The following is a 22,838-nucleotide window of genomic DNA, read 5'->3' on the forward strand; positions in this document are numbered from 1 at the left end:
CTTCGAGCTCTCAATGAAAACTACTCCCCACTAATCGGAAACTGATTTCTCAGTCCAACTAATGGGGAGCAGTTCAGATGAGCGCGGGGGCTGAATGCTAGGTGGCCGGTTTAGTTACTGCAGGCCGAACTGATCCCAAGCGGCAGGGGAGAGGTTCTGGTACACGTGCTTGTGCTCCTGGTACTCGGCCAAGCCGGTGGGGCCAAGCTCGCGACCGTTGCCGGACTGCTTGTAGCCGCCCCACTCTGCCTGCGGCAGGTACGGGTGGAAGTCGTTGATCCAGATAGTGCCGTGGCGCAGGGCGCGGGCAACGCGCTCGGCGCGGCCGGCGTCGGAAGTGTAAACGGCGCCAGCCAGGCCGTACTCGGTGTCGTTGGCGATGGCGATGGCCTCCTCCTCGGTGGTGAAGGTCTCGATGGTCACGGTCGGGCCGAAGGCCTCGTCGTGCACGCAATCCATCTCGCGGGTAGCGCCATCAATGATGGTCGGCAGGTAGTAGACGCCGGTGCCCAGGTCGGTGGTGCCGGTGCCGTGCTGGCCGTTGGTGTCCTCGCTGGTGGCGGCGCGGCCACCGGTAAGGATCTTGGCGCCTTGCTCGCGTGCCTTGTCTACGTAAGCGGCGACCTTTTCGCGGTGCTCGGCGGAGATGAGCGGGCCGGTCTCGGCCTTCTCGTCGGTCGGGCCGCCGATCTTGATCTTATTGGCGCGCTCTACCAAGGCGTCGACGAACTTATCGTGCAGGGACTCTTCCACGACGATGCGGGAGCCTGCGGAGCAGACCTGGCCGGAGTGGAAGAAGGCGCCATTGAGGGCGTTGTCCACGGCGACGTCGAAGTCGGCATCGGCGAAGATGACGTTCGGGTTCTTGCCACCGAGCTCAAGCGCGGTGCGCTTGACGGTCTCGGCTGCATTCTTAGCGATGATCTTGCCGGTGACCAAGCCGCCGGTGAAGGAGACCATGTCCACGTCCGGGTGCTGGGACAGCGGGTTGCCGCAGTTAGCGCCAGCGCCGGTGATGAGGTTGCCCACGCCGTCCGGCAGACCGCATTCCTTGAGGGCGGCCATGAGCAGCATGGCGGTGTGCGGGGTGAGCTCCGCCTGCTTGAGGACGAAGGTATTGCCGGCGGCTAGGGCCGGGCCGACCTTCCAGGAGACCTGCAGCAGCGGGTAGTTCCACGGGGTAATCAGTCCGCAGACGCCGACAGGCTCGGCGTCGATGCGCGAGCGCAGGTTGGGATCCTGCGGGTCGACTACACGGCCGGCCTGGTGCTGGGCCAGGGTGCCGAAGAACTCGAAGGCGTTGGCGATGTCATCCATATCGCCCAGGGATTCCTCGTAGCGCTTGCCGGTATCGGCGGACTCGGCCTGAGCGAAAAGCTCCTTGTGCTCGCAGATGAAATCGGCCACGCGGATGACCAGCTTGCCGCGCTCGGCGGCCGGGGTATTGGCCCACTCGCCGTTATCAAAGGTTTCACGGGCAACCTTGATGGCGCGCTCGGTGTCCTCGTCGGAGGCCTCGGAAACGAGGCCGACGGTGGAGCCATCGGCCGGGCAGATGATGGTACGGGTTTCGCCGCTCTGGGCGGCTTCCCACTTACCGTTGATGAACAGGGACTTCGGGGCGCCGTCGGCATGCACGCCCTTCAGCAGCTCGGTCTGGGTGGGGTCGAACAAAGTGTTCTGGGTGCTCAAGTGAAAAGCAACCTTTCTCTCATAGAGGTAGTTGTACTGGCCAGCTTAGCTATCTTCGCGCCAGGTGCGCTCGGGCTCGGCGCCATCGGAGACATCGGAGTCGCCCGGCTGGGTCTGCTGCATGTAAAGGAAGGCCAGGTGACGCTCGTAAAGGTCCAGCACGTTATTGATGATCTGGTTCTCGGAATAGCCGTAGACGTCATAGCCCAGCGAACCGGTCATATCGTAGACCTCGAGGCGGTAGTACTCATCGCCCTCGCCTGTGCTGAAGTCGGGGCGCTCGGCCGCGACTGGGAAGAGCTGGTAGCGGAACATGCGCTCATTGTGCAGCTTAACTTCGAGGTCGAGCTGGGGAAGTTCGACGTCGGGAAGCTCGCTGGTGAGCAAGAGGGCATCGTAGCCGCGAGTGCGCATGTGCGTTGCCACCTGCTCGAGGGCGTAGGTAGCGGTTTCGCGCAGGTAGGTATCCATCTCCTGCTTGGAGGGGTAGGTATTGGCTCGGTCGAGGCGATTCTTCCATAGGTTGGAATCCGAAGGCTCGCGCTCGGTGCGGGAGGAAATCACGCCGTGCATGGCGGTGGTGCGGGCCTCGCGCTGGACGTTTTCCAGGCGCAGGGACTTCCACAGGGAGAACATGATGAGGTAGACCACGAACGCGAAGGGCAGGCCCATCACGACGGTCGCGGACTGCACGGTGGCGATGCCGTCGATCTGCAGCAGCGCCAGGGTCAGCGCGCCCACGGTGACGGACCAGAAGATGCGCAGCCAGCGCGCGCCATCCTGGCGGTTATCGGTGATGCGGGAGGTGAAGTTGGACATCACCAGCGCGCCGGAGTCGGCCGAGGTGATGTAGAGCAGCAGGCCGATGAAGGTGGTCAAGAAGATGACGATGCCGGAGCCTGGGAACTCGTGCAGCATGTCGTAGAAGCCCTGTTCCGGCACGTTGATCGCGTTTTCGGCGAACTCGGGGTAGTCACCGGAGCGGACCATGTCCAAGGCGGTGTTACCGAAGAAGGACATCCACATCAGGATAAACAGGAACGGGAAGGTCAGGGTGCCGAAGATGAACTGGCGCAGGGTGCGGCCGCGGGAGATACGGGCCAGGAAGAGGCCGACGAAGGTTGCCCAGGCAATCCACCATGCCCAGAAGAAGAGGGTCCAGGACTGCATCCAGGTATCAACGTTGGCCTGGTCATCAGCAAACGCGAAGGTCTCCATGGTCCAGGACGGGAACTTCGATACATAGTCACCGATATTGGTCACGATGGCATCGAAGAGGTAGGCGGTCTTGCCAAAGACCACGACGTAGACCATCAGCGCGATTGCCAGATAGACGTTGAGCTCGGAGAGGAAGCGAATGCCCTTATCGACGCCGGATACGGCCGACAGCGTGGCAATGGCCACCGCAATGATGATGAGGGCGGACTGCAGACCAAGACCCTGTTCGATGCCGAAGATGAGGTGGAAGCCATAGGACAGCTGCACCACGCCGATGCCCAGGGAGGCGGTCACGCCGAAGACGGTGCCCAGCATGGCGGCGATGTCCACCGCGGAGCCGATAGGGCCGTGCACGCGCTTGCCAATGAGCGGGTAGAGCGCGGAGCGAATAGCCAGCGGCATATTGAGGCGGTAGGCAAAGTAACCGAAGGCCATGCCCATGAGGGCATAGAGCGCCCAGCCGGTCAGGCCATAGTGGAACATCGCGTAAACCACGGCTTCCTTGGCGGCTTCCATGGTCTCGCCGTCACCCACCGGTGGCTGCATGTACATGGTCACCGGCTCGGCCACGGCGAAGAACATGAGGTCCACGCCGATGCCAGCGGCAAAGAGCATGGACGCCCAAGAGAAGGTATTGAATTTCGGCCGTGAGTGGTCTGGGCCTAAGCGGATATTGCCGGCATTGGAAAAGGCAATATAGAGCACGAAGACCACGGCGATGGTGGCGGTAAGGACATAGAACCAGCCGAGGTTGTGGCCGATCCAGCCGGTGACGCTAGCCAGGGTTTCCGCCGCGGAATCGCGGCCGAGCCCGGCATAGAGCGCCATGGCGATAATGAGGACGCCGGAGATGATAAATACCGGCCAGTTGGTCTTGGGGGCGGGGACCTGATCCGCGCCTACGGCATCGCCGGTTTCAGCCTTGTAGCTGCCGACGAGGGCGCGGACTTGGTAGCGCGGGCTGCGCTTTTTGGTATCCCCAGAGGGGGTTGCGAGAGAGGTGTTTTTACCCCCTTGTTGGGGGTCTTTACTTGAAGTGTGAGACTCCTCAGGATCGTGAGGGTCAAAGTTAGCCATCTACTTCTCCTATTGTTGGTTGGTTTGGGCCGAATCTTTCGCACGGGTGCCCCAAAATGCTCACAAGATCGCAGGGAGAGATAGGTGAGTGAAATGAATCATATTCGGGCGAACTATGCGCAAAGACTTCGGATTTCATCTCCAGAGACATCCATCCGGACAAGGTAAATATACATTAAGATGGGCAAACTTCTAGAGGGATGTGTACTCTGGAGATAGTGCCCGCACATAAGGCGATGTGAATAAATACAGACTTTTGTATAAATTACAATATTTTCACTTCCGGTGGGGCAATCTTGACGTGTGAAATATTTCACAGAAAGAAGGGGATTTATGGGTTTTATGGACAAGCTGACCAAGAAGCGTTCCGCTAAAAAGGTCACCGATGAAGTAAGCGACGTAGTCGTCGTTGGCGGCGGCTCCGCAGGCTCCGTCATCGCCGCACGCCTGACCGAAGACAAGAACACCCGCGTGCTGGTCCTTGAGGCCGGCCGCCCAGATTCCCTGTGGGATCTGTTCATCCACATGCCATCCGGCTTCTCTTTCCCGATTGGCGCAAAGAACTACGACTGGATGTACGAGTCCGATCCGGAGCCGGAGATGAACGGCCGCCGCGTCTACCACGCCCGCGGCAAGGTCCTCGGTGGTTCTTCCTCCATCAACGGCATGATCTACCAGCGCGGCAACCCGATGGACTACGAGAAGTGGGGCCAGAACCCAGGCATGGAAAACTGGGACTTTGCCCACTGCCTGCCGTACTTCAACCGCATGGAGACTGCCGCTGCGGCCGAGCCGAACGATCCGCGCCGTGGTCACGATGGCCCGCTGTACCTCTCCCGTGGCCCGGCTACCTCCGAGCTCTTCCAAGCCCTGTTCAAGTCCGTGCAGGAGGCTGGCTACAACCTGACCAATGACGTCAACGGTTACCGCCAGGAGGGCTTCGCACCGTTTGACCGCAATATTAAGAACGGCAAGCGTTGGTCCGCTGCCCGCGCTTACCTGTACCCCAACATGGATCGCGAGAACCTCGAGATCCGTACCCGCGCGTTCACCACCAAGATCCTCTTCGAAGGCCAGAAGGCCGTCGGCGTTGAGTATGAGTGGCAGGGTGGCGTTCACCGCGTTTACGCCGAGAAGATCGTCCTGTCCGCCGGCGCCATCAATACCCCGCAGCTGCTGGAGATCTCCGGCATTGGTGACCGTGAGATTCTGGAGAAGCACGGAATTGACGTCGTCAAGCACCTGCCGGGTGTAGGCGAGAACCTGCAGGACCACCTCGAGGTCTACATCCAGTATGAGACCACCAAGTCCACCGCTTCCTCCCAGCCTTACCTGGATAAGTGGCGCTGGCCGTTCATGGGCCTGCAGTGGCTGCTGACCCACAAGGGCCCGGTTGCTACCTCCCACTTCGAGGGCGGCGGCTTCGTGCGCTCCAATGAAAATGAGGATTACCCGAACCTCATGTTCCACTTCCTGCCGATGGCCGTGCGTTACGACGGCCAGAAGGCGGACGTCAAGCACGGCTTCCAGTGGCACGTGGGTCCGATGTTCTCCGATACTAAGGGCCACGTTCACATCAAGAGCGCCGATATCCACGACAAGCCGTCTATCCTCTTCAACTACCTGAAGACCGACCAGGACCGCCGCGAGTGGGTTGAGGCCGTGCGCGTTGCCCGCTCCCTGCTGGATACCAAGGCCATGGAAGAGGTCGGCGCCCGCGAGTTCAGCCCGGGCCCGGATGTCCAGACCGATGAAGAGATCTTGGAATGGGTCCGCAACGATGGCGAGACCGCACTGCACCCATCCTGCACCGCCAAGATGGGCGCGGAGTCCGATCCGATGGCCGTGGTTAACCCGGACACCATGGGCGTGTGGGGCGTTGAGGGCCTCTACATTGCGGATGCCTCCGTCTTCCCGTCCGTGACCAACGGCAATATCTACTCCCCAACCATGATGGTGGGCGAGAAGGCTGCCGACCTCATCGCCGGCCGCACCCCGCTCGAGCCGAACCACGCCGAGTGGTACAAGGCTAAGCAGGATATGCCGCTCTACGCTGAGGGCGAAGCAGTCCGCGATCACAAGCACTCCATCCAGGGCGCTGACCACTAAGCACCCTCCCGCTGGATTGCTCTAGCGCCGCGTTCCCAGTCTTGGGGCGCGGCGCTTTTGCTTGCCGACGTCCCCCTTCCCCACCGCGCACCCCTCCGCCTAGCCAGAACCATGGTTTAATTGCCTGGCAAGGAACCAGGCCCAATGGAATGGGACACCAGAGTAAAGGAAGGCATTGATGCTCAGCATTATCGCCGTAGTCATTAGTATCGTTTTCGCCGTTGCGGTTGTTAAAAAGCTCGATGACATCGATACGCACCTGAAGGAGCTGCTCGCCTCGCGCGAAGATGGCGAAACAGCGCGTTAATCGTGCGGGTGGCTAAGGAGACGGTGAACAAATTTCGAATTAACCAACTGCAAAAGGCCCATACCGACCGTGAAATGGAATTTTCCTGCGATGTAGCTTGAAGGCTATGGCTTCGTAGACCAAAGTGGTTTCCAAGCAGCAGTTCCAGTACTTCGTACGTGGGGTAGCCAACACCGCCGACTTCAAGGAAGTATCATTCCCGGATACCAGCGAAAAGAGTTAGTCATTTGGCTATTAGAAAGCTTCGCTACGTGTGGTTCGACCCGTACGCAATGTCCGTGAGTGTCTAGCCCTTGAGGGAGAACCTGGTGTCAGTGTCGCTGGCCGCACCTACGCCGCCGTCATGTCCGCCGACACCCTGTTCATCACCATCCCCACAGGGGTGGGTGTGGACATCCACGTGAAGATTCTGGAGAATTTCGCCGCCCACGTCGCCCCCTCGTTGTTGGCAGCCGAACCGTGAAGGACCAGTCATCGCCTATCCCATCGACTAATTCTTGCAGGTCGCAGGACTTTCGCGTGACTGTTAGTTCAGCCCATTTTAAATAGTTCACCGCACACTGTATAGTTCAGCATATGCTGACTATTGCTTCGCGCCTCGACGTCATGAACCGGCTCGGCCGGGCCATGGCTGATCCGACGCGCTCCCGAATCCTGATAACCCTACTAGACGGTCCGAGCTACCCAGCTGTGCTCTCGCAAAGCTTGGATCTGACCCGCTCGAACGTTTCGAACCACCTGTCTTGCCTGCGCGATTGTGGCATTGTCGTCGCTGAGCCGGAGGGCCGTAAGACCCGCTACGAAATCGCCGATCCGCACCTCGCGGCAGCGCTCGAAGCGCTAGTCAACGCGACACTGGCCGTCGACGAGAATGCCCCCTGCATCGACACTGAGTGCTCGGTGCCCGGCTGCGGCGAGAAAGGAGCGGACGTATGAGTTCAGCATGTGGATGCGAACACGAACCCGCCACGGAGATCGACGAGCTCGATCGGCCATGGTGGAAGGACCCTGAGCTACTGCTGCCGATCTTCTCCGGCGTAGCCCTCATAACAGGACTGGCGCTGGACTGGTCCGACTTGGAGACGCCCGCGACGGTACTGTATTGGGTTGGGCTGCTGTTGGGCGCTTACACGTTCGCGCCTGGAGCGATCCGGAACCTTGTCACGAAGCGCAAGCTCGGCATTGGCTTGCTAATGACGATCAGCGCGGTCGGTGCGGTGATCCTCGGATTCGTCGGAGAGGCCGCGGCGCTAGCGTTCCTGTATTCGATCGCCGAGGCACTGGAAGACAAGGCGATGGACCGGGCCCAAGGCGGACTGCGGGCGCTGTTGAAGCTGGTACCGCAGACCGCGACGGTGCTGCGCGACGGCACAGCGGCCGAGGTCGAAGCGAAGGACCTCGAGGTTGGCGAGCTAATGCTCGTGCGCCCCGGGGAGCGGATCGCCACGGACGGCATCATTCGGTCCGGGCGCTCCAGCCTTGACACCTCAGCGATCACCGGAGAATCCATTCCGGAGGAGGTTGCGCCCGGCGACGAAGTGCCTGCGGGAGCGATCAACTCCGCCGGGGTGCTGGAGGTCGAGACGACCGCAGCTGGAACGGACAACTCGCTGACCACACTCGTGGACCTAGTCGAGCAAGCGCAGGCGGAAAAGGGCGACCGCGCCCGGATCGCCGACCGGATTGCCCAACCCCTAGTGCCCGGGGTGATGATCCTGGCGGTGCTGGTCGGCGTTATCGGCTCACTGCTGGGCGACCCTGAGACGTGGATCACCCGTGCGCTGGTAGTCCTGGTCGCAGCGTCGCCGTGCGCGCTGGCAATCTCCGTGCCGCTGACGGTCGTGGCCGCGATCGGCGCGGCCAGCCAGTTCGGAGTGGTCATCAAGTCCGGCGCGGCGTTCGAGCGGCTCGGCGGCATCCGTCACCTGGCAGTGGACAAAACCGGAACCCTTACCCGCAACCAGCCTGAGGTTACCGGAGTGGTCCCGGCAGACGGATTCGATCGGCCGCAGGTGCTTTCCTTCGCGGCAGCAGTTGAGCAGCAATCGACACACCCCCTCGCCGCAGCGATCGCGGCAGCGGGGCCCGAAGCGCCCACCGCCTCGGACATCAGCGAGGAAGCTGGGCATGGCATCGGCGGCACCGTCGAAGGCCGACGGGTGCTGGTGGGCAGCCCCCGATGGATCGACGCCGGGCCACTGAAAGCAGACGTTGAGCGCATGGAGTCCGAGGGCCAGACCTGCGTCCTGGTCACCGTCGATGACGCTCTCGCCGGGGCGATCGGGGTCCGTGATGAGTTGCGGCCCGAGGTGCCCGAAGCCGTGCAGGCCCTGCACGCCAACGATGTGGAAGTAAGCATGCTCACCGGCGACAACACTCGCACCGCCCGGGCGCTGGCTGGAATCGCCGGAATCGACGACGTGCGCGCCGAGCTGCGCCCTGAGGACAAGGCAAGCATCGTCGCTGAATTCTCCTCCAAGACGCCGACGGCGATGATCGGCGACGGCATCAATGACGCGCCGGCACTGGCGGGTGCGACGGTGGGCATAGCGATGGGAGCGACCGGCTCTGACGCCGCGATCGAGTCTGCTGACGTCGCCTTCACCGGCCACGACCTCCGGCTAATCCCGAAGGCGCTGCAGCACGCCCGCCGAGGAAGCCGGATCATCAACCAGAACATCGTGCTGTCTCTGGCCATCATCATCGTGTTGATGCCACTGGCGATCAGCGGCGTGCTGGGTCTGGCCGCCGTCGTGTTGGTTCACGAGGTCGCCGAAGTGATCGTGATCTTGAACGGCCTGCGGGCTGCGCAAGCGAAGCGCTGAGGCTGTGACCGGCAAGTCTCATAGGGGTTAAACCACACGCCGAGCGGACACACCTTGGGCCAGGCACGTCATTCGAGTTCACGGTCCGTCTCCGTGGAATTGGGATCGTACCCGGTGGCCTGTCCGTTCTCGGTGCGTGTGGGCACGGGGGCTGTGGGCGAGCCACCACCCGGCACGTGCCCCAGCCGGTCAAGGGCCCCGAGCGCTTGGCGTCTCCAGTGCAGATCGTGGAAGGATCGAACTTGCTCAGGGACCAAGCGTCACTGCGAGACTCTTTTCGTCCCGCAACTTGAATAGTTCAGCGGCCTTGATACCACGGACATCCATTCGGAGTGCTGCCGAGTCTCATCGACACAGCCCGCGACTACCTGGGCAGTGTGTTTGACAAAGGACCCCACCCTCATCAGCGTTGCCGAGCCCTCGTCGTTCCAGTTGCCGTAACCGACTAGATGCAGATTCTTCACCGCGGTTTCGCGGCCGCGCATGAGGTGGCGGAATAGACCGAGAGCCGAACGAAAACCAGCGCACCAGATCAGATGGTCGTGCTCACTCAAGCTATCGAAGATGGGGGATGTCCCCGAGGTTCGGGCCGGAATCGCCGCCGAGAATCCGGCGGCGGCCGCGTCGGCGAACGAACAGACCGCGCTTCAACCTACCCCCAATAACGCGAAGCGTCATCAACGCCCCGCGTTACACGTTTAATTTGAACTCGACCACGTTTCAGTACAGGGTAACCTCCTAATCGATAGGTAGCGCTTCCGCCGCAGTCGCCCCGGCAGCTGCGGGGGCAGGAGCGTAAACCGTCTTCAAGCTCTACCCGTGACTGCCAGCTCGTGGGCCCATTTGAGACTCGCGTGTAATGGACGTTCCTGAAGTATCTATGTAAACCTTTGTACTCTAGAGCTATGTTTCGAATGCCGTTTCGGCGCGGTGGACGACGGACCACCGAGGGCCATCCGCACGACGCGACCACGCTCGCCAGCTCACCCGAACCTAACCCAGATCACGCATGGAAGACACTCGCATTGGTGAACGAGTGGATTCGCCACTCAGATGCGAAGGCCAGCGTGACACTTGCCTTCACCGGGGTGATGGCAACAATGACATACAACCTCGCAAAGGACGTTACTTCCCGGACTGTATTGTTCGACACTCTCGTTGGGTTGACCTGCTTGTTGCTTTTTATTACCGGCGCTTGGTGCGGATGGACACTGACACCGAGAGTCAAGGACAAGGATGCAGATCGAGACGCGATCAACAGACTGTTTTTTGGAAGCATCGATCGAAATTTCAGGGGCAAGAGGCATGAGTACAGCGAGGTGCTCCATGTACTGACCTCTAACCCTGTTGAGCTGACGAAAGATCTCGCTGACCAGATACATGTCAATGCTCGGATTGCCACGGTAAAAGCATCCGCCGCAAAGTGGGCCATCCGGTACGCTCTCGCTGCAGGAGCCGCTATCGCAGTCCTGTCCCTCGTTGTCGGTATCACGAACAGTTAGGACGCAAATGGACGGCAACTATAGACCGTATGACTGGAAGGCCAGCTCGGCACGGATCCAAGCGATCCTGGACCAGCCGGCAGGAGCGTATGAGGAGGTAGACGGACTCCCTGACCGAGACAAGCTCACGTTCTCTAACGGCTTCTACGGCATGTGCTCGGCGATCTTCATTGACATCCGAGATTCGTCCGGCCTGACATCGAAGCACAAGAGACCCGTTCTTGCGAAGATCTACCGGTCGTTTATCTCGGAAATGGTCGCAGTCCTAAACTCCAACTCTAATGTGCGCGAGGTCAATATCGTCGGCGACTGCGTGTGGGCCTCCTACAAGACGACGCAGGTCAACCACATCGACGATGTGTTCGCTACAGCAGCGCAGGCCAATACCCTCCTAGACCTCCTCAACCACCACTACGAGAAAGCAGGGATCACCCAGCTCAGCATCGGCATAGGCGTTGAGTACGGGCGGGTCCTCATGATCAAGGCGGGTTATAGCGGCAGCACGATCAACGACGTCGTATACATGGGCGACGTCGTCAACAGGGCAGCCCATCTAGCGCACCTAGCGGGGCGCGGTTGGGGATCGAGCCCGGTTGTCGTCGGAGGCGTCTTCTACTCGAACCTGAACGATCACAACCAAGGCCTACTCCGGCCGCAGGGGATGCCCGGCATCGGAACCGTGTACCAGGGAAATCCCATCATCCCGCAGATGGACGAGTGGATCAGCTCCCTCAGTTGACATCTCTCGTCAGACAGACCACCAGAACGTCGACCCATAGATCCGATAGCCCATGTCGGAGGTCCCCAGGTCAGTCCACATGTTCTGCTTCGGGTTACCCCCTAGCTTCGAGGTCTCATTCAGCCTGTTGTAGACGTCGGCGGTGATGTAGGTCGGGTAGCGAGGATCGAGCGCAGCCAGCTTCGCCGCATTGTTTGCTGCGTTCCCAACCCACACCAAGTCATTGCTGCCTCGGATGCCTGTTCGGGCGACGAAAAGCTTCGAGGTATCGATGCCGACCCGCTGCTTGAGCACGAAGGTGCTCTTCGGGTACTTCTCAGCGATTTTCGCTGCCACGATATTCTTCGACGCCCAGTTGATCTGGAGCCCACACTTCGCGGCAGCGGTGTTCTTCGAGTCCCCGATGAACACACCCATGACACGGTCCCCATCGTAGGCCGTGATGATACCACCCCGCGCTCGAATGATCTTAGCTGCACAATAGAGATAGCTCTTGTAGACCTCCGCAGCGAACCAGTCCTTGTACCCCTTGACCATCTTCGTCGACGACGCAAGATCCGCGTAGAGGACAGTTGCGTCGAGCTCGACAGCAAGGTTCTTCAGCGGAAGGTCATCGGCGTCGGGCACCTTCTGGCCTGCGCGACGTTCCCACTGTTCGTCGACGGTCTTCTGGACGTACTCCTCCAGGTCATCTTTCAGACTCATGCCGAGGCTCCTCCCCACGATCGCTCTAACCGTTTGCTCATTCAGCTTACCCATTGCGCGGTGTCAAGGGGTTGCTGCAATAGGTCTGCTCGCGACCTTTCACATACACCAGAGGTTATATGACGAAACAGAACTCCACGGAGGGGCGAAAGAAGACAAGATCGCTCCCCGTCACGAAGAGCTAGCACCGCCGAAGTTGCCCTCAGGCAGATTCGGACTCATTCTCACAGTCAGTCGCGGAACAAGAACAACTCAGCACGGTCCCGACTGCAACTAAAACTGTTCCTCCGAAGCTAAATACCATCTTCTAACCGCTGGCGAAGCACGACTTCCTCTTCATCGCTGAGTCCAGCGAGTCTTTCACCCTGCTGTTCTTCTTCGAATCGCAGCGCATCCGCCAATGTTTCTTTCAACGGGCGAATCCGCAGGCCAGCTTCGTAGGCTGCGGCGCAATCGAGTAGCGCGATGTTGCGAAACTGTACACCTGGCACCCACAACGGCAACGAATTTGAGCCCATCCACGGGGTTACATCACAAGCGAGAAGCAGTTCATCGGAAAAAGGTCGCGCTGCAGCCTTCGATGCGGTTAACTCACGTGAAATCTTGAACACATCGGACAAGGAAGTAGCAAAACCCGTGGCGTTAAAGGTTCCGAAAGTCCCAACTTCTGCAGACTCAACTATCCAGTTTGCAAGGTCTTTCACATCAATCATAGCGACGGGAAACGCTGGGTCTGGAACGATAACGTTCTCACCCGTGGGATGCGCGAAGCGCCACGGATAGTAACCACTGCGCCCTGTTTCGTCACCGTAACCGGCGATCAGACCGGGGCGAACTACCATTACCGACCGATTTGTGCTGCGATATATCGTTTCGCAAGCAGACTTTGCGCCTGGGTACTGCCCCATGTTTTCCATGAGGTCAATTTCAAGCGGAGTGACTACGGAATCAGACTCGGAAGAAATACTTCCCTGGTCTTCATATACGCTGCTCGAAGACACATATATACGATGCTTGGCCTGAAGTTTCGCCGCCGCATCTCGCGCATGCTTGGGCTGACTCGTCAGATCCACAACGGTGTCCCAAGTTTTCCCCGCAATCTCGTCGTACGCACCGTCACGGTCACGGTCCGAACTCACAAACTCAGCTCCATCGGGAACCTTCCCGTTACCCCGTGCAAGGCAAGTAACTTGATGCCCCCGCTCGACTGCCGCAGATGCAATGTGTCCTCCAAGGAAACCGGTACCACCGAGCAATAAAAAGTTCATATCACTAGTTGTACACGAAACCTTCTCACACGTGACCGGTCTTAATCCCAGCGCATCCAAGCTAGATTCAGAAGTCAGAGCAGGGTTACCCCACCATCTGCCAGGGATTCTTATTCGGCTAACCTACACATTGAACTTAAATTCCACTTGGTTCAAGTCATCCGCGTGGCCCCGCGGTCGACCCGCGCCGGGTTGATGTGTGCGTTGGGGGGTGTGCAGCGGCACGGTCTTTTGGGGGACTGCGTCCTTGGCTGGTCTCTCCGCGGTGATCGCCGCGCGGCCGAGCGTGCTGGATGCGCTGCAACTTATTGGTGGGCTCTTTCTTATCTATATGGGTGTGGCCTCGATTCGTTCCGGTTTTGCATCCCGCCGCGGATCCACCGTGGTGGTGGGCACTGAGAATTACACGGAACAGGCTATTGCGGCTGGCAGCATTAATGACATGACCGGGTGGCGCGCTTATAAGCTTGACGTGGTCACGAACCTGTCCAATCCGAAGGCGCTCGTCTTTTTCGGCGCGGTTTTCGCGCAGTTTATTCGCCCCGATATGTCGACCACCTGGACCGTTGCGGTGGCGGTCATCCTCGTGGCGATGTCGGTGACCTGGTTTTCTACCTTTGCACTCATTGTGCGCGCCGCATCGCGTTGGATTGCGCACCACTCGGCGGCCATTGACATTGTTTCGGGACTCATCTTTGCGCTACTGGGCCTCGTGATGGCCGTCGAGGGTGCACTCGAGCTCCTGGGCTAGCGCGGCCAGGGGGGCTGCTTTATAGAGATAGATTGAGAAGCTGCCTAAATCACATAACTTACCTGTTTCGCTGCAGGTGAGAAGCTCCTTATAGTGGCATGCGTTAATCTAATCGCATGCGAGTATGGAGGTGTTAGGTGGCTATTAGCGCCCTAGTGACCTTAATGGGCGTGTGGTTCGCGGCGATGGCTTCGCCGGGTCCAGACGTGGTGCAGATTATTCGCTTGGGCGCGCGCTCCACGCGCGCGGCGGTATGGGCGGCACTAGGTAGCACCACCGGCCTTACCATCTGGACCGTGGCCTCCTTGGCGGGGCTTTCCGCATTGATTTCCGCGCATCCTGGGATCCTCGTGGCGCTGCAGGTTCTCGGTGGCTGTTACCTGCTGTGGATGGCCTATACCGCCATTACCGGTGGCATCAAGGAGCGGCGCGCGCCCGCAACCGTCGTGGGCACCGAAACCCGTGCCCCGCAGCCGCGCGGTTTTACACCGGACGGCATCATCAAGGCCGGCACCGCTTATCGCATGGGGTTCATCTGCGATCTCTCGAACCCTAAGGTGGTCATCTTCTTTGGCGCCATCTTTGCCAATTTCATCGACCCCGGCATGGGCATCGTCGCCAACCTGCTGGTGGGTGCCGTCCTGATCCTGGAAAGCCTCGTGCTCTTCGTGGGCGTGGCCTTGAGTACTCGCGCGGTATCGAAGTGGATGGCCAAGAACTCCGCATGGGTGGATATTGTCAGCGGCGTAGTCTTCCTATTGCTGGGCGTGGTCATCCTCTTTGAGGGAGTGCGTGGGCTTATAGCCATGTAATCTGGGTCCATGATTTTTACCACTACTAATACCGTTGATGGCTACGAGATTACGGATTATATCCGCATCATCGCCGGGGAAACCGTCATCGGTATTAATATGCTGAAGGATTTCGGGGCATCCCTCCGCAATATCACCGGTGGACGCTCCGCCGGGTATGAGAGCGAGGCCATCAAGGCGCGCGAGGCAGCACTCGATGAGCTGTGGCGACGCGGGCAGGAGCTCGGGGCCGATGGCGTGGTGGGCATCGCCTTTGATTATTCGCCCATGGGCACCTCGAATGACATGTTGATGGTCACAGCGACCGGCACTGCGGTGAAGCTGCGCGCCCGTGATTAAGGTAGGCAAGAAAGCACTGGCCCTATGCGCTGGGTTATGCGCGGCCGCCGGGCTCATGGCAGGGTGCGAGGAAGAACTGCCGCAGCCGGGCAGCGTGCCGAATGAATCGCAAGGCGCGGCCGATGGCTATATCACCACGCTGCCGGATCAAGGCACAACGGCCAATGGTCAGTACCAGATCATTAACCTGCAAAATCATCGCAGTTTTGTGGTGCACGTGCCGTTTAATGCGGATAAGCACCACCGCCTGCCCGTGGTCGTGGCGATGCACGGCTATGAGATGGATGCTGGCAATATGTTCAAAGGCACCGATCTCTCCCAGGGCGATGCCATCACGGTGTTCGTCCAAGGCGCGGGCAAGGCGTGGGCGCCGGCACCGTATGCGGTAACCAGCTTGGAGGATGACCTCAAATACGTGGATGACACGATTGATTTCGTTCGCCGCCACTATCCCGCCTCTGATACCACCTATGGCGTGGGCTTTTCCAATGGTGGTGGATTCGCCCGCGCGGTGACCTGCAAGCGGCCGGGACTATTTAATGCGGTGGCGACGGTCTCGGCGGCCAAGTATGACCGCGTGGAAAAGGACTGTGCCAGCGAGCCCACCGATTACCTCGATATTCACGGCACGGACGACGTGCTCATGAAATACGGTGGCGGGCACCAGCACGGCGCGCACTACCGCTCGGTGAAGCAATCGCTACGCGGAATCGCGAGGGAGAATGGGTGCAATCCGTTTCCAAAGCGGCGTCGGAAAGAAGCGGTGGAGCACTTCACCTGGCGGGTATGTGATGCGCGCACCGAGCAGTACACCATCCACGGTGGCACGCACACGTGGAATGGCGGGGCCACGGACCATTCCGGTTTGGTGAAAGCGGAGTGGACCACCGATACGGTCCTGGATTTCTTCCATATCGCCCACCCGTAGCGATAGCCGCGCGCGGGCTGGGTAAGCTGGGCGGCATGCTAGACATTCCTATCAACGGCGACTCCATCAAATTGGGCCAGTTCATCAAGCTGGCCAGCTTGGTGGCTACCGGTGGCGAAGCTAAAGAGCTCATCGCAGAAGGCGTAGTTACGGTCAATGGCGAGCCCGAGACGCGCCGGGGCGCCATGCTCCACCCAGGCGATGAAGTGTGCATCGAGGACGCCTGCGCGCGCGTGGGCGAGCCGGACGATGACGATGATTACTTCGATGAGGCCACGGCCGACGATGACTTTGATCCAGAAAAGTGGAGGAATATGTAGATGCCAGCATTCGAAGCTGAAGTGGGCATGCCCTACTGGATCGACCTGACCACCTCGGACCCGCGCAAGTCCGCGCACTTTTATGAGCAGGTGCTGGGCTGGGAGGTTTCCGCCGAGTCCGCGGAGGAAAAGCCGTATCAGATGGCGCGCCTGCAGGGCCTGCCCATCGCCGGGCTTATCCCGCAACCGGAAGAGGCCCCCATGCCGGATACGTGGGTGACCTACTTCCTTTCCAAGGACATCGCGGGCGATTGCCAGCGCGCCGAGAGCCTGGGTGGGCGCATCCTAGTGGAGCCGCAGCAGGTGCAGCTAGGACACATGGCTTTGCTTGCCGACGCCGCCGGCGGCATGTTCGGCCTCATCCAACCCGCCGGCCCAGAACACTTTGTCGCTGCCGGCGAGCCCGGCACCCCGGTATGGCACGAGCTCACCGCAACCTCGGGCTTCCAGAGCGCGATGGATTTTTATGGCGAGCTATTCAACTGGGAAATCCGCGCCATGCAGTCCGAGGATGAGAACTTTATCTACGCTACCGCGGAAGAAGACGGTGCGCCGTTTGCCGGCCTGTGGAACGCCGAGGGGCAGTTCCCGGCGCAGGTCCCGAGCTTCTGGCAGACCTACCTGGGCGTGCGCGATATCGACGCCGCTGCGAAGAAGGCCGTGGAACTAGGCGGCGAGGTCATCCGCGAACCGTGGGATTCGCCCTTCGGCCGCATGTGCCTTTTGGCCGATTCCACCGGTGCAACCATCACCCTCACCGAGGTCGAAGACGCCCCCGAAGAAGAGCCCACCGAGTCGGATGATGTGCTGGGCCTCGACCCGCAATAATTGCGATGAGTGAATCGCCACTGGTCAAACGTGTATTGGCGGTCGTTGCCGTGATTCCGCCCGGCAACGTCACCTCCTATGGTGAGGTGGCCAAGGTGGCCGACTGCGGTGCGCGCAACGTCGGTACCGTGTTAAAACGCCACGGCGGCGGTGCCAATACCGCTTGGTGGCGCGTTGTCCGCGCCGATGGCGCCTCCCACGATCCCGCCCGCGCCGCGGAGTTCTGGGATCGCGAGGCCATCGCGCACGCCAACGGCCGCGTTAAAATGCACGAGCACGGAATCGACGCCCGCGAATTACAGGAGTTGATGGAGTGAGGGCCTGGGTCATTCTCTTTCTCGCGATTGCCAGCGAAGTCGTGGGCACCGTCGCGCTGAAGTACGCCGTAGAGCATGTCTGGATCTACGGTGTGGCCGCCTTCTGCTTCATCCTTGCTTTTGTGCTGCTCCACCGCGTCATGCAAGAAGGCGTCAACGTGGGCGTGGCCTATGGACTCTGGGCATCCGGCGGGGTCATTTCCACCGCGTTGCTGTCCGCCGCGCTATTTGGCGAGCCGCTTGGCGCAGTAAAACTCACCGGCATTGCGCTCATCATGGGCGGCGTTTTCTGCGTAGAAATGGGCGCTAAGTCGGACAAGGACCACGACCGCACCGTGGAGGTGGCGCCGCAATGATCTGGTTCCTCCTTTTCCTCGCCACCGCCATTGAGGTCACAGGCACGCTGTGCCTGCGCATGTCCGCGGTAACCGGCCGCCGCTTCTGGGTGGCGCTCGTTGCCCTGTGCTATGTCTCTGCCTATGGATTCTTGGCGCTCGTGCTCAAGGCCGGCATGGATCTGGGTGTGGCCTACGGCATTTGGGCGGCCACCGGTGTTGCTTTGACCGCTATCGCCTCCTACCTCCTATTCAAGGAGCCATTTACCTGGCTGAAATCCCTCGGCGTGGTGCTCATTGTCGGGGGAGTTCTGCTCGTAGAAGCCGGGGCGTAGCACTGACAGAACAAGCACGTTTCGTCTCTCACGGAGCATGAAAAGGGCGAAACGTGCTTGTTGTGCAGAGTGGTCGGCGGCTTTAGCGGATGTAGGCGAGGGCGTCGTCGGCAGTGCTGTGGCTATAGCTCTCATCGGACCTGGCGAACTTATTGCCGCGCAGCACCAGCCATATGCTCAGCGGGTAGAGGATAAGCGCTACCGTGACGGCCTGGATAATGGCGGCCACCTCGGAATCGTGCAGGTAGTTCCAGCAAAAGTGCAGGAGGAAAGCGGCGGCGAGGCAGCCGAGAAAGACACCGATGCGCCACCACAGCGGTTTGGCGGCGGCATAGAGCGCCCAGCCGATGCCCCAGCCGGCCAGCGCGGTGAGCAAGACGTGTAGGCCAGGGCCGGCGATAAGCCGCAGGCCCCACATCTCACATAGGCCTTGGATATCGCTATCGGGGTGCATGGTGGCGCCCATGGCGCCGTAGAGGATGTTTTCGCAGGCCTCGAAGCCTAGGCCCACCACTGCGCCCACCATCCAGCCATGCCACGGGCGGTTGAGCTGGCGGAAGGACATGAGCACGAAGATGACCCCGGTGGCCTTGGAGATTTCCTCTGGGTAGGCGCCGCTCCAGGACATCATGGCATCGACCCAGCCGGTGCCAATGGCGAGCTGCATGACAGGGCCGGAGCTGATAAGCGCTAGGGCTACGGCCACACCGCCGCCCCAAAGGAAAGCCAGTAGGGCCCACAGGCGCGCCGGGCGTGCCCACATGGGGCTGCGTTGCAGCAGGTAGATGACCAGCGCTACGAGCACGGCGGCGATAAGCAAGCTGAGCAGGCCCATCAGGGGAGAGATCAAAAATGTGCTCAGCGTCTGGACTAAGAACGCGATGAGTCCAATACCGGAGAGGATCCACAGCGTGGTGCGAAAGAGCTTGGACATCTAATACATCAACTCCCCGGAGAACTCAGCGAATTCTGCCTCGGCATCGGCGGGCAGTTCCTCTTGGCCGAAGGCATGCCAGATGCGCGAGGCGGTGGCCCGGGCTTGATCGCCCTTGCCGGTCACGGTGACCACCCAATCCTTGTTTTCATCCTCGCCGGTGCCATCTAGGGAGAGGGCGGCGGTGGAGGAGGGGGCGTCGGCAAGCAGGAGCGCTCCATTCGTGCCGTCAAAGGTGGGGGCGTCGGCCGGCAGGGAAGCCATGGCGAGGGCGCGGACCATGCGGCGCAAGGTGGTGGCATCGTCCTTGGCATCCTCGGTGAGGGTGGCCTGCACGCTGACATCGCCGCAAGTCCAGCCGATGCTGGCGAGGGACTCATAATCGCGCTCGCAGTAGAGATCGGGAACGTCAATCTCCCAATCCTGGCTGGGCTCGGTCAGGGTGACCTGCTCGACGTCCGCGGAGGAATCCGCCAGCGCCGCCTGCACAATTGTGGGCAGAGCGAGAACCACCGCCACGAACGCAATAACGGCGAGGAAAAGGCGCCGCGGATGCGCTGGAGGAAAGCGATAAAATTCCATAGCCCACACCTTATCTTGCTGCTTTGACCTAGAGTGGCAAGCATGAAAGATCTTTATCAACTAGTCAATGGACCCTGGCTGGAAAGCCACGTCATTCCCGATGATCGCGGCGTGGATGGCACCTTCCACGCGCTGCGCGATGAGGCGGAGGAACTCGTGCACGAGATCGTGGACAAGGACACCGGCCGCCCGGGCAAGCTCTATGCCTCCTTTATGGATACCGAGGGGGTCAACGCGGCCGGCATGGCTCCATTGGACGCGGATCTGGACCGCCTGAGCGCGGCTGACCCAGAGGAACTGGCGCAGCGCCTGGGTGAACTTGAGCGCACCGGCGTTGGCTCCCCGGTGACCTTCTGGGTATCCAAGGACTCCGGTTCCGAGGACGCCATTGCTTATGTCATCCAATCCGGCCTGGGCCTGCCGGATGAGGCTTATTACCGCGAGGAAGCCCACGCGGAAACGCTGAGCGCTTATGAAAAGCACGTGGCCGAGATGCTGGAATTCCTCGACCCAGCCCGCCTCTTTGGCCTGGGCGCCGAGGTAGCCGCCCATCGCATCGTCGCCTTGGAAAAGGAGCTGGCCGCTGGCCATTGGGACGTGGTCTCCACCCGCGATGCGGTTAAGACCTATAACCCCTGCGAATTTAGCGAGTTGCCCACCATGACCCGCGCTTTGCTCTCCGGCGGCAACCTGCCAGAGCACCGCGTGGTCAATATGATGCCCTCCTACCTCGAGCACTTCGAGAGCCTCTTTACCTCCGAGCGCATGGCGGATTGGCAGCTATGGGCCACCTGGCACATCCTGCGCTCCCGTGCGGCTATGTTGCCGGAGGAAGTAGGCGCGAAGAACTTCGAGTTCTATGGCACCAAGCTCTCCGGCGCTACCCAGCAGCGCGACCGCTGGAAGCGCGCCGTGGGCTTAGCCGAGTCCCTCGTGGGCGAAGAGATTGGCCAGGTATTTGTGGATAAGCACTTCCCGGCCTCTTCCAAGCGCGAGATGGATGAGTTGGTGGACTACCTCATCGCCGCCTACCGTGAGCGCATCTCCCAGCTGGAGTGGATGACCCCAGCCACCCGGGAGCGTGCGCTGGAAAAGCTTTCCCAGTTCAAGGCCAAGATTGGCTTCCCGGATTCCTGGCGCGATTACTCCGGGCTCGAGGTCTCTGGCAAGGGCGCGGACCTGCTGGCTAATGCCCGCGCCGGCTCCGCGTTCTCCCATGACTTTGAGCTGGCCAAGATTGGCAAGCCGGCCGACCGCGATGAATGGGTGACCACCCCGCAGACGGTCAACGCCTTCTATAACCCGGTGGTCAATGACATCACCTTCCCGGCCGCCATCCTGCGCCCGCCGTTTTATAACCCGGAGGCCGATGCCGCAGAAAACTTCGGCGCCATCGGTGCCGTCATCGGCCACGAGATCGGACATGGCTTTGATGACCAGGGCTCGCAATTTGATGGCCAGGGCAACCTGAATTCCTGGTGGTCCGAGGAGGACCGCGCGGCCTTTGAAAAGCTCACCGCCAAGCTGGTGGAGCAGTTCAATGGCCAGGTACCGACGGTGCTCAAGGAGGCCGGCATCGACTCCACCGGTGTCAACGGCAGCTTTACCCTGGGTGAGAATATCGGTGACTTGGGCGGTTTGGGTATCGCTGTGGTGGCTTTTAAGAACTACTGCGCCGATAAGGGCATTGACCTGCAGGGCAAGGAGGAGAAGTTCGAGGTAGACGGCGCCGAGCCGGAGTTGGCCGAGCACACCTACACCGGCCTACAACGCTTCTTCCTGGCTTGGGCCCGCGTGTGGCGCACCGCCATCCGCCCGGAGATGGCCACCCAGTACCTGGCCATTGACCCGCACTCGCCGGCGGAGTTTCGCTGCAACCTCATTGCTGCCAATATCGCGGAGTTCTACGAGGCCTTTGACGTAGCGGAGGATTCCGCCATGTACATTGCACCGGAGGACCGCGTCACCATCTGGTAGCCCTTTTGGCCGGTAGGCGGTGCGCGTAGGCTCGGTGGCATGACTAACGCAGATGCTAACCAGGACCCGCACCGCCCGCTGGAGCCCGGCCAGGAATGGCACATCGGCGGCCAAGACCGCCAGATGGAGGAGAAGGAACAGCTCGAGCAGCTTGTTGCCTATATCGATGCCCACTATGACACCCCGGATTTCCGTCCGCCGTGGGCTGGGGGCGGCTCCCCTGAGGTGGACCAATATTGCGCGCTCTTGCCGGATCGCATTACCCATGCGGCAATGATGGTGCTCGGTACTGCGGTGGATCATGCGCTGCCAGGTACTGCGTACACGGAGGGAATTAGCGTAGAAGAGTCCGAGGTGGGCGCCATTTTCCGGCCCAGCACACCCACCGGCCGGTGGGCGGTCTCGCTGCATTCGGGCGGCTGGTGGCGCGGCGATGGCCAAGCGCTGGAGATGCAGTGGCGCCCCGAGGTAGCCGCCGCCGCGCAGCTATCCGGCACCACCATTATCGACGTGGATTATCCGCTTGCCCCCGAGCACACCGTGGCGGAGATGGTCACTGCCGTGCAGCAAGCCATCGACTATGCCCGCGCGCAGGGTGCTTCTAGCGTTACTAACTGGGGTTATTCCTCCGGCGGGGCGCTGGCGGCGCTGGCGCCTGCCGACGCCCTCCTGCTCACCTTCCCAGACTTCGGCGCCCTGGCAAATCTGCCGGAGGACCTGCGCGCCGGATACGGCATCCCCGCGGACCTATCTGAGCTTGGTCCGCACACTTTCGTGCAGACCGCCACCGAGGATGAGATTGCCGCGCGTGTTTCCGTGCCAGGTGCCGCCGCGCGCGATTATGTTTCCACCCACCGCGTGTCCACCCCGGCGGTGGCGCGGCAGCGCGTGCGGGATGCGGCCGCGTTCCTGGCAAGAGAGCTAGAAAAATAACAATT

Annotated in this window: 24 protein-coding genes; 18 read left to right on the forward strand and 6 right to left on the reverse strand. The window is 60.8% G+C overall.

Going from position 1 to position 22,838, the window contains the following annotated elements:
• Window positions 1–114: 114 nt before the first annotated feature.
• Together QP915_RS10215 and betT are read right to left on the reverse strand one after the other, a co-directional pair.
• Window positions 115–1,692, reverse strand: coding sequence for an aldehyde dehydrogenase family protein (locus QP915_RS10215; protein WP_284769259.1), 1,578 nt, complete (start codon window positions 1,690–1,692; stop codon window positions 115–117).
• A gap of 45 nt (window positions 1,693–1,737) precedes the next feature.
• A complete protein-coding gene (gene betT, locus QP915_RS10220; RefSeq protein WP_284769260.1) occupies window positions 1,738–3,987 on the reverse strand; it encodes a choline BCCT transporter BetT in 2,250 nt (749 codons plus the stop codon).
• A 333-nt stretch (window positions 3,988–4,320) separates the two neighbouring features.
• On the opposite strand from betT, the gene betA reads away from it, so the two are divergent.
• The 7 genes from betA (at window position 4,321) to QP915_RS10255 (ending at window position 11,469) form a co-directional block, all read left to right on the forward strand.
• On the forward strand, window positions 4,321–6,096 hold the full coding sequence (gene betA / locus QP915_RS10225) for a choline dehydrogenase (RefSeq protein WP_225746137.1): 1,776 nt from the start codon (window positions 4,321–4,323) through the stop codon (window positions 6,094–6,096).
• A gap of 178 nt (window positions 6,097–6,274) precedes the next feature.
• On the forward strand, window positions 6,275–6,403 hold the full coding sequence (locus tag QP915_RS10230) for a chemotaxis protein (protein WP_284769261.1): 129 nt from the start codon (window positions 6,275–6,277) through the stop codon (window positions 6,401–6,403).
• A gap of 253 nt (window positions 6,404–6,656) precedes the next feature.
• On the forward strand, window positions 6,657–6,866 hold the full coding sequence (locus tag QP915_RS11775; RefSeq protein ID WP_023028085.1) for a hypothetical protein: 210 nt from the start codon (window positions 6,657–6,659) through the stop codon (window positions 6,864–6,866).
• Between the two features lie 113 nt (window positions 6,867–6,979).
• The gene (gene cmtR / locus QP915_RS10240) at window positions 6,980–7,339 is read left to right on the forward strand and encodes a Cd(II)/Pb(II)-sensing metalloregulatory transcriptional regulator CmtR (protein ID WP_023016478.1); all 360 of its coding nucleotides are present in this window, start codon (window positions 6,980–6,982) and stop codon (window positions 7,337–7,339) included.
• Window positions 7,336–9,228, forward strand: a complete 1,893-nt coding sequence (locus QP915_RS10245; RefSeq protein WP_284769262.1) for a heavy metal translocating P-type ATPase — start codon at window positions 7,336–7,338, stop codon at window positions 9,226–9,228. The genes cmtR and QP915_RS10245 overlap by 4 nt, the downstream gene beginning before the upstream one ends.
• Window positions 9,229–10,142: 914 nt before the next feature.
• On the forward strand, window positions 10,143–10,730 hold the full coding sequence (locus tag QP915_RS10250) for a Pycsar system effector family protein (RefSeq protein ID WP_474898658.1): 588 nt from the start codon (window positions 10,143–10,145) through the stop codon (window positions 10,728–10,730).
• Between the two features lie 151 nt (window positions 10,731–10,881).
• Window positions 10,882–11,469 carry an adenylate/guanylate cyclase domain-containing protein gene (locus QP915_RS10255; protein WP_237792314.1) on the forward strand — a complete coding sequence of 196 codons (588 nt, stop codon included), beginning with the start codon at window positions 10,882–10,884 and terminating at the stop codon, window positions 11,467–11,469.
• Window positions 11,470–11,478: 9 nt separating this feature from the next.
• On the opposite strand, the gene QP915_RS10260 is transcribed toward QP915_RS10255, so the two are convergent.
• Both QP915_RS10260 and QP915_RS10265 read right to left on the reverse strand, forming a co-directional pair.
• Window positions 11,479–12,174, reverse strand: a complete 696-nt coding sequence (locus QP915_RS10260; protein ID WP_035108229.1) for an adenylate/guanylate cyclase domain-containing protein — start codon at window positions 12,172–12,174, stop codon at window positions 11,479–11,481.
• Window positions 12,175–12,467: 293 nt separating this feature from the next.
• Window positions 12,468–13,442, reverse strand: a complete 975-nt coding sequence (locus QP915_RS10265; RefSeq protein WP_250409641.1) for an NAD-dependent epimerase/dehydratase family protein — start codon at window positions 13,440–13,442, stop codon at window positions 12,468–12,470.
• A 247-nt stretch (window positions 13,443–13,689) separates the two neighbouring features.
• On the opposite strand from QP915_RS10265, the gene QP915_RS10270 reads away from it, so the two are divergent.
• The 9 genes from QP915_RS10270 (at window position 13,690) to QP915_RS10310 (ending at window position 18,407) form a co-directional block, all read left to right on the forward strand.
• A complete protein-coding gene (locus QP915_RS10270) occupies window positions 13,690–14,193 on the forward strand; it encodes a LysE family translocator (RefSeq protein WP_284769263.1) in 504 nt (167 codons plus the stop codon).
• A gap of 137 nt (window positions 14,194–14,330) precedes the next feature.
• Window positions 14,331–15,005: a LysE family translocator gene (locus tag QP915_RS10275; RefSeq protein ID WP_284769264.1), complete on the forward strand. Its 675-nt coding sequence runs from the start codon at window positions 14,331–14,333 to the stop codon at window positions 15,003–15,005.
• Window positions 15,006–15,014: 9 nt separating this feature from the next.
• Window positions 15,015–15,344, forward strand: a complete 330-nt coding sequence (locus QP915_RS10280; protein WP_005323228.1) for a YbjQ family protein — start codon at window positions 15,015–15,017, stop codon at window positions 15,342–15,344.
• Window positions 15,337–16,272, forward strand: coding sequence for a CE1 family esterase (locus QP915_RS10285; RefSeq protein WP_284769265.1), 936 nt, complete (start codon window positions 15,337–15,339; stop codon window positions 16,270–16,272). The genes QP915_RS10280 and QP915_RS10285 overlap by 8 nt, the downstream gene beginning before the upstream one ends.
• A 35-nt stretch (window positions 16,273–16,307) precedes the next feature.
• Complete coding sequence (locus QP915_RS10290; protein WP_005323225.1) at window positions 16,308–16,592, forward strand: RNA-binding S4 domain-containing protein; 285 nt, start codon at window positions 16,308–16,310, stop codon at window positions 16,590–16,592.
• Window positions 16,593–17,420 carry a VOC family protein gene (locus tag QP915_RS10295; protein WP_284769266.1) on the forward strand — a complete coding sequence of 276 codons (828 nt, stop codon included), beginning with the start codon at window positions 16,593–16,595 and terminating at the stop codon, window positions 17,418–17,420.
• Between the two features lie 5 nt (window positions 17,421–17,425).
• A complete protein-coding gene (locus QP915_RS10300) occupies window positions 17,426–17,737 on the forward strand; it encodes an MGMT family protein (RefSeq protein ID WP_049377080.1) in 312 nt (103 codons plus the stop codon).
• Entirely contained in the window at window positions 17,734–18,093 is a 360-nt protein-coding gene (locus tag QP915_RS10305) for a DMT family transporter (protein ID WP_049377079.1), read from the forward strand. Before QP915_RS10300 ends, QP915_RS10305 begins: the two co-directional genes overlap by 4 nt.
• A complete protein-coding gene (locus QP915_RS10310; protein WP_005323220.1) occupies window positions 18,090–18,407 on the forward strand; it encodes a DMT family transporter in 318 nt (105 codons plus the stop codon). The genes QP915_RS10305 and QP915_RS10310 overlap by 4 nt, the downstream gene beginning before the upstream one ends.
• Window positions 18,408–18,489: 82 nt before the next feature.
• Here the strand turns inward: QP915_RS10310 and QP915_RS10315 are convergent, their stop codons facing one another.
• Together QP915_RS10315 and QP915_RS10320 are read right to left on the reverse strand one after the other, a co-directional pair.
• Complete coding sequence (locus tag QP915_RS10315; RefSeq protein ID WP_284769267.1) at window positions 18,490–19,341, reverse strand: PrsW family intramembrane metalloprotease; 852 nt, start codon at window positions 19,339–19,341, stop codon at window positions 18,490–18,492.
• Window positions 19,342–19,923 (reverse strand): hypothetical protein, encoded by a 582-nt coding sequence (locus QP915_RS10320; protein WP_284769268.1) that lies wholly within the window; start codon window positions 19,921–19,923, stop codon window positions 19,342–19,344. It lies immediately after the preceding gene.
• 42 nt (window positions 19,924–19,965) lie between these two features.
• Here QP915_RS10320 and QP915_RS10325 point away from each other — a divergent pair, with 42 nt between their 5' ends.
• Entirely contained in the window at window positions 19,966–21,900 is a 1,935-nt protein-coding gene (locus QP915_RS10325) for a M13 family metallopeptidase (protein ID WP_284769269.1), read from the forward strand.
• A 39-nt stretch (window positions 21,901–21,939) separates the two neighbouring features.
• Complete coding sequence (locus QP915_RS10330) at window positions 21,940–22,833, forward strand: alpha/beta hydrolase (protein WP_284769270.1); 894 nt, start codon at window positions 21,940–21,942, stop codon at window positions 22,831–22,833.
• Window positions 22,834–22,838 lie beyond the last annotated feature (5 nt).

Source organism: Corynebacterium sp. MSK158, assembly GCF_030229085.1.
Taxonomy (GTDB): Bacteria; Actinomycetota; Actinomycetes; order Mycobacteriales; family Mycobacteriaceae; genus Corynebacterium.

Bases quoted from the DNA above. Each gene is read 5' to 3' on its own strand.
- betT (WP_284769260.1), bottom strand. From the start codon at position 3,987: ATGGCTAACTTTGACCCTCACGATCCTGAGGAGTCTCACACTTCAAGT.
- betA (WP_225746137.1), top strand. From the start codon at position 4,321: ATGGGTTTTATGGACAAGCTGACCAAGAAGCGTTCCGCTAAAAAGGTC.
- QP915_RS10230 (WP_284769261.1), top strand. From the start codon at position 6,275: ATGCTCAGCATTATCGCCGTAGTCATTAGTATCGTTTTCGCCGTTGCG.
- cmtR (WP_023016478.1), top strand. From the start codon at position 6,980: ATGCTGACTATTGCTTCGCGCCTCGACGTCATGAACCGGCTCGGCCGG.
- QP915_RS10245 (WP_284769262.1), top strand. From the start codon at position 7,336: ATGAGTTCAGCATGTGGATGCGAACACGAACCCGCCACGGAGATCGAC.
- QP915_RS10250 (WP_474898658.1), top strand. From the start codon at position 10,143: ATGCCGTTTCGGCGCGGTGGACGACGGACCACCGAGGGCCATCCGCAC.
- QP915_RS10255 (WP_237792314.1), top strand. From the start codon at position 10,882: ATGTGCTCGGCGATCTTCATTGACATCCGAGATTCGTCCGGCCTGACA.
- QP915_RS10260 (WP_035108229.1), bottom strand. From the start codon at position 12,174: ATGAGTCTGAAAGATGACCTGGAGGAGTACGTCCAGAAGACCGTCGAC.
- QP915_RS10265 (WP_250409641.1), bottom strand. From the start codon at position 13,442: ATGAACTTTTTATTGCTCGGTGGTACCGGTTTCCTTGGAGGACACATT.
- QP915_RS10280 (WP_005323228.1), top strand. From the start codon at position 15,015: ATGATTTTTACCACTACTAATACCGTTGATGGCTACGAGATTACGGAT.
- QP915_RS10290 (WP_005323225.1), top strand. From the start codon at position 16,308: ATGCTAGACATTCCTATCAACGGCGACTCCATCAAATTGGGCCAGTTC.
- QP915_RS10295 (WP_284769266.1), top strand. From the start codon at position 16,593: ATGCCAGCATTCGAAGCTGAAGTGGGCATGCCCTACTGGATCGACCTG.
- QP915_RS10300 (WP_049377080.1), top strand. From the start codon at position 17,426: ATGAGTGAATCGCCACTGGTCAAACGTGTATTGGCGGTCGTTGCCGTG.
- QP915_RS10310 (WP_005323220.1), top strand. From the start codon at position 18,090: ATGATCTGGTTCCTCCTTTTCCTCGCCACCGCCATTGAGGTCACAGGC.
- QP915_RS10315 (WP_284769267.1), bottom strand. From the start codon at position 19,341: ATGTCCAAGCTCTTTCGCACCACGCTGTGGATCCTCTCCGGTATTGGA.
- QP915_RS10320 (WP_284769268.1), bottom strand. From the start codon at position 19,923: ATGGAATTTTATCGCTTTCCTCCAGCGCATCCGCGGCGCCTTTTCCTC.
- QP915_RS10325 (WP_284769269.1), top strand. From the start codon at position 19,966: ATGAAAGATCTTTATCAACTAGTCAATGGACCCTGGCTGGAAAGCCAC.
- QP915_RS10330 (WP_284769270.1), top strand. From the start codon at position 21,940: ATGACTAACGCAGATGCTAACCAGGACCCGCACCGCCCGCTGGAGCCC.